The organism is Cesiribacter andamanensis AMV16, assembly GCF_000348925.1.
GTDB classification, from domain to species: domain Bacteria; phylum Bacteroidota; class Bacteroidia; order Cytophagales; family Cyclobacteriaceae; genus Cesiribacter; species Cesiribacter andamanensis.
The window spans coordinates 20,677-27,581 of sequence record NZ_AODQ01000056.1 but is presented as its reverse complement, the minus strand read 5'-3'; the positions used below and the strand labels follow the sequence as shown (position 1 = coordinate 27,581).

Genomic DNA, 6,905 nt, shown 5'->3' with positions numbered 1-6,905 from the left:
CATCCTGTTTTACAATGCCATTATCTCACATGCCCGCCTGCTACCGCCCGATGGGCTGTTTCGCTACCTGGGCCTGATGCTCACTACGGCGGGGGTACTGGTGATTCGCCAGGCCTTTCGGGTTTATTCCCTGCAGGAATTTGTGGGCCTTAAGCCGCAGGAGGGCGGCAAAGCGCTGGGCAACCGCCTGCGCACCGATGGCATCCTGAAGCGGGTACGCCACCCCCTCTATGCCGGCAACCTGCTGGTACTGCTGGGCTTCTGGCTCTACATCCCTACCTGGGCCAACCTGATCACCGTTGGCATGGCCATCGGCTATATTTTTATTGGTATCCGGCTGGAAGAGCGGGATCTGGAGCGGCAGTATGGCGAGCTGTACCGGCAGTATAAGCGGCAGGTGCCCATGCTGATTCCCCGCTTTGGCAGAAGGGGAGGGATATAAAAAATGCTCCTGCGGGCAGGAGCATTTCTGATAATAAAGGGATATGATAGGCCTGCTAATCTTCCAGAAACTGGCCCAGCACCGAGCTGCTGCCTTTTTTGCTGTTCTGGCCGGTAGGCATCAGGGCCTGTATGAGCTTGCGCACCGGCATGCTCTGCAGCCACACCTTGCCGGTACCGCGCAGGGTAGCCAGAAAGATGCCCTCGCCGCCAAAGATCATGCTCTTCAGATCGCCGGCCCGCTGAATGTCATAGTCGATGGTAGACTCAAAGCCTACGATACAGCCTGTATCTACGCGCAGGGTATCGTTGTTGAGCTGCCGCTCAATGATGGTGCCGCCAGCATGGATAAAAGCCAGGCCATCGCCCTGCAACTTTTGCAGAATAAAACCCTCACCCCCAAAAAAGCCGCTGCCCATGCGCTTGTTTAGCGCAATGGAGATCTTGGTGCCCAGGGCAGCGCACAGAAAGGCATCTTTTTGGACCAGCAGCTCGTTTCGGCTCATCTGGCTCAGCTGCACCGGCATGATGGTGCCCGGGTAGGGGGCCGAAAAGCCCACCCTGGCCTTGCCGGCCGTGCCCCGGCCGCCCTGGTTGGTAAAGTGGGTCATGAAGAGCGACTCGCCCATAAGCAGGCGGGAGCCGGCCTGAAAGAGCTTGCCCAGAATGCTGGAGTTGGCATCGGATCCATCGCCCATTTTGGTCTGGAACTGAATGCCCTCTTCCATGTACAGCATGGCGCCGGCTTCGGCTACTACGGTTTCGCCCGGATCGAGCTCAACTTCTACCACCTGAATGCTTTCACCCAGAATGGTGTAATCAATTTGGTCGGAGGGTCGGTGCATGGGGTAACGTTTATTCGTCTGGTGTATCGGAATCGCGGTCTTTTTGGAGCTTTTTCGCTTTTTCTTATCCTGAATAAATTCCAGATCGTCCCGGTCCCGCAGCTTTTTGTCGTCTACATTGCGGTTCAGAAATTTATTGATCTCATCGATGTTCATGGTGGATTTGATCTCACCAAATGTATCGATTTTTATATCGAATCCCTTGAGGTCTTCATTAACCTTGGGCGATTCTTTTTTGGGTTTTTCCGGTTTGCGTGCCATAAGCTTAGGGGGTTACGTGCAGATGGTGCACGGCCTGGCGCAGGCGCAGGACGGTTTCTTCCCGCCCAATGATCTCAATCATGTTCATCAGGTCGGGCCCGGAGCCCACACCGGTCAGTGCCAGCCGTACTGCTTGCATAACCCGCCCGATCTTGACATTGTTTTTGTCCAGCACCTGCTGCAAGAGGTCTTTGGCGCGCTCGGCGGTGAGGGCCTGCGCATCGTCTTCTACCGCCTGGGCAAACTGGCTAATGATGTTCTGCGCCTCGGCATTCCATTTTTTGGCGGCCACGTCCTGATCGTAGCGGGCCGGGCGGATAAAGTAGACCGCGCCATCTTTCCAGAGGTCTTTGGGGAACACGGCCCGCTCCTTGATCTCCAGGGCTACTTTATGGACCATCTCGGCTTCATAGCCTACTTCCAGCTTGTCCAGCTGCTCCTGCAGCATGCCGGCCAGCTCGGCATCGGGGCGCTTGCGCAGGTAGTACTGGTTGTACCATTTGGCCTTGTCGATATCGAATTTGGTGCCGGCCTTGCCGATGCGCTCCAGGCTAAAGATCTCAATGAGTTCTTCCATGGTAAAGAGCTCGTCATTGGTACCGGGGCTCCAGCCCAGAAAGGCCAGAAAGTTGACCGTTGCCTCGGGCAGGTAGCCCTCTTCCCGGAAGCCGGCCACTTTTTCGTTGCTCAGGGGGTCTATCCACTCCAGCGGAAAAATGGGGAATCCCTGTTTTTCGGCATCGCGCTTGCTAAGCTTGCCGTTGCCATCGGGCTTCAGGATCAGGGGCAGGTGGGCAAACTTGGGCATGTGGGCTTCCCAGCCCAGCGCTTTGTAGAGCAGTACGTGCAGGGGGGCCGAGGGCAGCCACTCTTCGCCACGGATCACATGGGTGATCTTCATCAGATAATCATCTACCACATTGGCCAGGTGGTAAGTGGGCCAGCCATCGCTTTTCATCAGCACCTTATCGTCCAGGGTAGCGGTGTGTACCATTACCCAGCCCCGGATAATGTCGTGCAGGCGCACCTCTTCCTTGCGGGGCATTTTAAAGCGGATCACATAGGGCTCGCCACTGCTAATGCGGGCCGCCACCTCTTCCTGAGAAAGGGTAAGGCTGTTTTTCATCTGCATGCGGCTGAGCGAGTCGTACTGCGGGTTGGCCACGCGGGCGGCCCACAGGCGCTCGCGCATGGCCTCCAGCTCCTCGGGCGTGTCAAAAGCATAGTAGGCATGGCCTGCCTCAATCAGTTGCTGGGCGTACGCCAGATACTGCTCCTTGCGCTCGCTCTGGCGGTAGGGTCCGTAGGGGCCGCCGGTCCAGGGGCTTTCGTCCAGTTGTATGCCGGCCCAATCCAGGGCTTCCTGTATGTAGGCTTCGGCGCCGGGCACATAGCGGGTCTGATCGGTATCTTCGATCCGCAGCACCATGGTGCCGCCTGTTTTGCGGGCAAACAGGTAATTGTATAGAGCGGTGCGAACACCGCCAATATGTAAAGCCCCGGTAGGAGAGGGGGCAAAGCGTACGCGTATGTTATTTTCCATGCTACTCAAATATGCTGCAAACTTACAAATTTATTACGTAGCCTGCAGGAGAAGGCCCCGCGGGGCACTTGTGTTTAAAAAAGCTGCTGCCTGCCTACTGCCTGCGGGGCCGGTGTCCGGACAGCCGGGTGAACCCCTTCAGCCGGGCAGGGGGTTGCTAAAAAAGGCCTGGTCCAGCACGGCGCGGCTGCGGCGCACCTGCAGGGCAAAGTTTTTGACCGCAATCACATACTGGGCGCAGCCAATGCCAAAGGCCAGGGCGGCATAGCCCCAGGCCTCCTGGTGCAGCAGAAAGAACAGGCTCATGAGCACACAAACCACCGTCCAGAACACCAGGTAGAGGGTGGTGGCAAAAAACAGGCGGTAGCGCACAAACACCAGGCAGCCTACTGAGGTGGCCTCTATGTGGCCCACCAGCAGGGGTAGAAAGTTTTCGGGCCGTACCAGCTTGCGGCTGATCCGGAACCCCTCCTTTTTCAGAAGTCCATTAAACAAAAAGGCCCTGTCTTCTGCCGGGCTGTAGTGCAGCCCCTCATTTACCGGTTTGGTAAGTGCTTTCAGGCGGCGGTAGGCTTCCAGTGCAGAATAGGGAAGGATAATGGTTTCTTCTTTATAAGGCAGCAGTTGCATCAGGCCACGGCAATGCAGGAGATCTCCACCCGCACATCTTTGGGCAGGCGGGCCACCTCTACGGTTTCGCGGGCAGGGGGCTGATTGTCGGTAAAAAAGCTGCCGTATACGCCATTGATGGCGCCAAAATCATTCATGTCCTTGATGAAAATGGTGCACTTGGCCACATTGGCAAAGCTCATGCCGGCGGCCTTCAGAATAGCCTCCAGGTTTAGCATTACCTGCCGGGTTTCCTCTTCGATGCTGCCTGTTACCAGCTCGCCGCTCTGGCCGATAAAGGGGATCTGGCCCGACACATAGAGGGTATCTTTGATGCGGATGGCCTGGCTGTAGGGCCCAATGGGGGCCGGGGCCTGCTCGCTGTAGATGACACTTTTGCTCATAGGGGGTGGGGATAATGGGTGAAAAAGCGTATTTTTGGCTTAAAAGTAAGAATTTATGCTCATACTGGTGACCGGCCCCGCGCAAATGTTGGCCGAATTTGCAGAGCGTTTCGGAGAACCTGCCGAGATCCACTACCACACCGTGGAGGCCCTGCCCGAAGCCGATCTTAAAAAAGCTGATGCCGTACTTGATCTGTGGCTGGATAGCCATCCGGAGCGCATTCAGCAATACCAACGCCTGGAGGGGCTTACTGTTTTTTGCAATGTGCCCAAAAGCAGCCTGGCCGGGTTGGTAGCCCGCTGGGGCCGCCCCTCCTGCACCCTGGTGGGGATCAATGCCCTATCGGGTTTTATCAACCGCCCTCTGCTGGAGCTAAGCCTGCTGGAAGAAGGTGACCTGCCCCGGCTCAAAACCGTATGTGCCGCCCTGGGTGCCGACTACCGCCTGGTGCAGGACCGCGTTGGCATGGTAACCCCCCGGGTGATCTGCCAGATTATCAATGAAGCCTATTATACCCTGCAGGAGGGTACCGCCAGCCGGCAGGACATTGACCTGGGCATGCAGCTTGGCACTAATTATCCCCTGGGCCCCTTTGCCTGGAGCCAAAAGATCGGCATTAAGCATGTGTATGAGCTGCTGGAAGCCCTGTGGCAGGATACCGGCGATGAGCGCTACAAGATCTGCCCCCTGCTAAAGCGGGAATACCTGCTGCAGGAAGCCGCCGAACCTGCTCAGATGTAGGGAGAACCGCTTTGATGCGGTTTTAATTTTTTGTTGTTTTTGTTGCTGGCTGGAAGTGGCAACTAGGGGTATATGGTGCGCGGAGTCTGCATTTTTAGGAGAATAAATAGTCTTTATTTATTGGATTAAACTTACATGTAGCTGCATATAACTTGTATGTTGTTTGCGGAGCAGCTATATTTGACGGTTGTTATACAGCTGAACAACCGAAATTCCAGTTATGCTATCTGCCTTTCGCCTTTCAGTCGTGATGGCCTTTGCCGGTCTGCTCTTTGTGAGTGCAGGGTATACCAAAACCGATTATACCTTCCATACCCTGTATGTGTACAACTTCACCAAATACATAGAGTGGCCTGCTGCGCCCAAGGAACTGGTAATAGGGGTTTCGGGCGGCAATCCCGAGATTGTAGAAGCCTTTGAAAAAATGGCTATTCTCAAAACCACCTCCGAGCGCAAATACACCATAAAGCCGGTGATGAGCCCGGCCGATGCCGATAAGTGCCAGCTGCTGTTCCTGCCAGGGCCCGAAAGCTCCAAGCTGCCGCTCTTTGCCAGCCGCAGCATTCCCAACTGCATCCTGGTGACCGAAGGTGACGGGCTGCTGAAAAAAGGGGGGATGATCAACTTTTTGCTGGTAGACCGTAAGCTGCGCTTTGAGCTGGACCAGCCAGCGCTGGAAAAAGCCGGACTGCGGGTATCGGCCCAGCTGGTGGGCATGGCTGTGCAATAAAGGGTACTGCTCTACTGCTTCCGTTTTCCGGCAAGCCTTAGCCAGTCTGGAACTTGTTGCTGCGCATGCGGGGCAATTCTACCATAAAGCGGCTGCCCCTGTTCTTGCCTTCGCTCTGAGCCCAGATGCGGCCCTGATGCTGCTCTACAATGCGCTTGCTGATGTAAAGGCCCAGCCCGCTGGAGGTTTCATTGCCGGTTGGCTGTGCACTCAGACGGCCATACTTCCTGAACATTTTCTGCTGATCTTCTTCTGTTAGCCCCTGCCCCTGATCCCGGATCTCCAGCAGCGCGCTGCCATTTTGCTGCGAGAGGGCAATGTGAATGGTGGTGTCGGTGGGCGAGTATTTGATGGCGTTGCTAATGAGGTTGTCCAGCACGATCTTCAGCCGCTGCGGATCACCCAGCACCCGGGGCGAGGCCTCAATGCTGGTGGTAATGGTCTGCTCCTTTTTGAGCACCGTAGCCCTGTTTTCTTCAACTGTTCGCTTCAGGATCTCGGCCAGGTCTACCTGCTCCTGGCGCAGGCCCCACTCGTCTGGAAAGTTCAGGGTGGTTTCCAGCAGCTGTTGCACTACCCCATTGAGCGCAGTGCTTGACTGCTTGATCAGGCGCACATACTCCAGGGTAGTGGCCATGTCTTTACTGCTGCTGATGAGGCTGGCCAGCCCCAAAATGTTGTTGAGCGGATTTTTGATGTCGTGGATGGTGGTCTGGAGCAGCTCGGTCTGCATGGCCAGCGTTTTGCGGGTAGAGAGGCGCAGCTCCAGCTCATGCATCACCAGATCGGCCAGCTGTTGTAGCTGGGAGCGCTGCTCATCGGTAAACTGGCGTGGGGTATGATCTACCAGGCAAACCGTGCCTACAGCATAGCCATCGGGGGTGGTAATGGGGGCCCCGGCATAAAACTGGAGCCCAAAGGTGCCGGCCACCAGGGGGTTGTGCAGCAGGCAGGGGTCTTTGCGGGCATCTTCAAATACCACCACCTCTTCATCGGCCACGGCCAGCGAGCAGAGGCTAACACCGCGGCTAACATTAAGGGTATCGCCCATGCCTACATTGGCCTTAAAGAAGACCCGCTCCTTGTCTACCAGGGCCACCAGGGCTATAGGCGTTTTGAACATGGACTGGGCCAGGCGGGCAATTTTTTCAAATACTTCTTCAGGCGGGCTGTCCAGAATCTCATAGCGGTGCAGTGCCGCAACTCTCGCTTCGTCGTTTTGTGGAATGATTTCCCGCCCAAATGTATTTTTCATCTTACTTTCTTGCCGCTTCTTGCCTAATGACAGGCTGTATACATAGCTATACCCAAAAAGCCCGGGCTTTGTTCC

Annotated in this window: 8 protein-coding genes; 3 read left to right on the top strand and 5 right to left on the bottom strand. The window is 56.0% G+C overall.

What is annotated here, in order from left to right; genetic code table 11:
- On the top strand, positions 1-442 hold a 442-nt coding region (locus ADICEAN_RS11520; protein WP_051068849.1), incomplete at its 5' end, for a methyltransferase family protein.
- 55 nt (positions 443-497) lie between these two features.
- Here the strand turns inward: ADICEAN_RS11520 and ADICEAN_RS11515 are convergent.
- The 4 genes from ADICEAN_RS11515 to ADICEAN_RS11500 form a co-directional block, all read right to left on the bottom strand.
- Positions 498-1,286: a TIGR00266 family protein gene (locus tag ADICEAN_RS11515; protein WP_040396872.1), complete on the bottom strand. Its 789-nt coding sequence runs from the start codon at positions 1,284-1,286 to the stop codon at positions 498-500.
- A gap of 265 nt (positions 1,287-1,551) precedes the next feature.
- Entirely contained in the window at positions 1,552-3,090 is a 1,539-nt protein-coding gene (gene gltX, locus ADICEAN_RS11510; RefSeq protein ID WP_009195773.1) for a glutamate--tRNA ligase, read from the bottom strand.
- Positions 3,091-3,228: 138 nt separating this feature from the next.
- Positions 3,229-3,720, bottom strand: a complete 492-nt coding sequence (locus ADICEAN_RS11505) for a hypothetical protein (protein ID WP_009195772.1) — start codon at positions 3,718-3,720, stop codon at positions 3,229-3,231.
- Positions 3,720-4,103 (bottom strand): RidA family protein, encoded by a 384-nt coding sequence (locus ADICEAN_RS11500; RefSeq protein ID WP_009195771.1) that lies wholly within the window; start codon positions 4,101-4,103, stop codon positions 3,720-3,722. The genes ADICEAN_RS11505 and ADICEAN_RS11500 overlap by 1 nt, the downstream gene beginning before the upstream one ends.
- A gap of 55 nt (positions 4,104-4,158) precedes the next feature.
- Between ADICEAN_RS11500 and ADICEAN_RS11495 the strand changes: the two genes are divergently transcribed.
- The gene (locus tag ADICEAN_RS11495) at positions 4,159-4,845 is read left to right on the top strand and encodes a 3-hydroxyacyl-CoA dehydrogenase family protein (RefSeq protein WP_009195770.1); all 687 of its coding nucleotides are present in this window, start codon (positions 4,159-4,161) and stop codon (positions 4,843-4,845) included.
- A 220-nt stretch (positions 4,846-5,065) separates the two neighbouring features.
- Positions 5,066-5,575 (top strand): YfiR family protein, encoded by a 510-nt coding sequence (locus ADICEAN_RS11490; RefSeq protein ID WP_009195769.1) that lies wholly within the window; start codon positions 5,066-5,068, stop codon positions 5,573-5,575.
- 37 nt (positions 5,576-5,612) lie between these two features.
- Here the strand turns inward: ADICEAN_RS11490 and ADICEAN_RS21880 are convergent, their stop codons facing one another.
- Positions 5,613-6,830 (bottom strand): GAF domain-containing sensor histidine kinase, encoded by a 1,218-nt coding sequence (locus tag ADICEAN_RS21880; protein WP_009195768.1) that lies wholly within the window; start codon positions 6,828-6,830, stop codon positions 5,613-5,615.
- Between the last annotated feature and the right edge of the window lie 75 nt (positions 6,831-6,905).

Bases quoted from the DNA above. Each gene is read 5' to 3' on its own strand.
- ADICEAN_RS11490 (WP_009195769.1), top strand. From the start codon at position 5,066: ATGCTATCTGCCTTTCGCCTTTCAGTCGTGATGGCCTTTGCCGGTCTG.
- ADICEAN_RS21880 (WP_009195768.1), bottom strand. From the start codon at position 6,830: ATGAAAAATACATTTGGGCGGGAAATCATTCCACAAAACGACGAAGCG.
- gltX (WP_009195773.1), bottom strand. From the start codon at position 3,090: ATGGAAAATAACATACGCGTACGCTTTGCCCCCTCTCCTACCGGGGCT.
- ADICEAN_RS11505 (WP_009195772.1), bottom strand. From the start codon at position 3,720: ATGCAACTGCTGCCTTATAAAGAAGAAACCATTATCCTTCCCTATTCT.
- ADICEAN_RS11495 (WP_009195770.1), top strand. From the start codon at position 4,159: ATGCTCATACTGGTGACCGGCCCCGCGCAAATGTTGGCCGAATTTGCA.
- ADICEAN_RS11500 (WP_009195771.1), bottom strand. From the start codon at position 4,103: ATGAGCAAAAGTGTCATCTACAGCGAGCAGGCCCCGGCCCCCATTGGG.
- ADICEAN_RS11515 (WP_040396872.1), bottom strand. From the start codon at position 1,286: ATGCACCGACCCTCCGACCAAATTGATTACACCATTCTGGGTGAAAGC.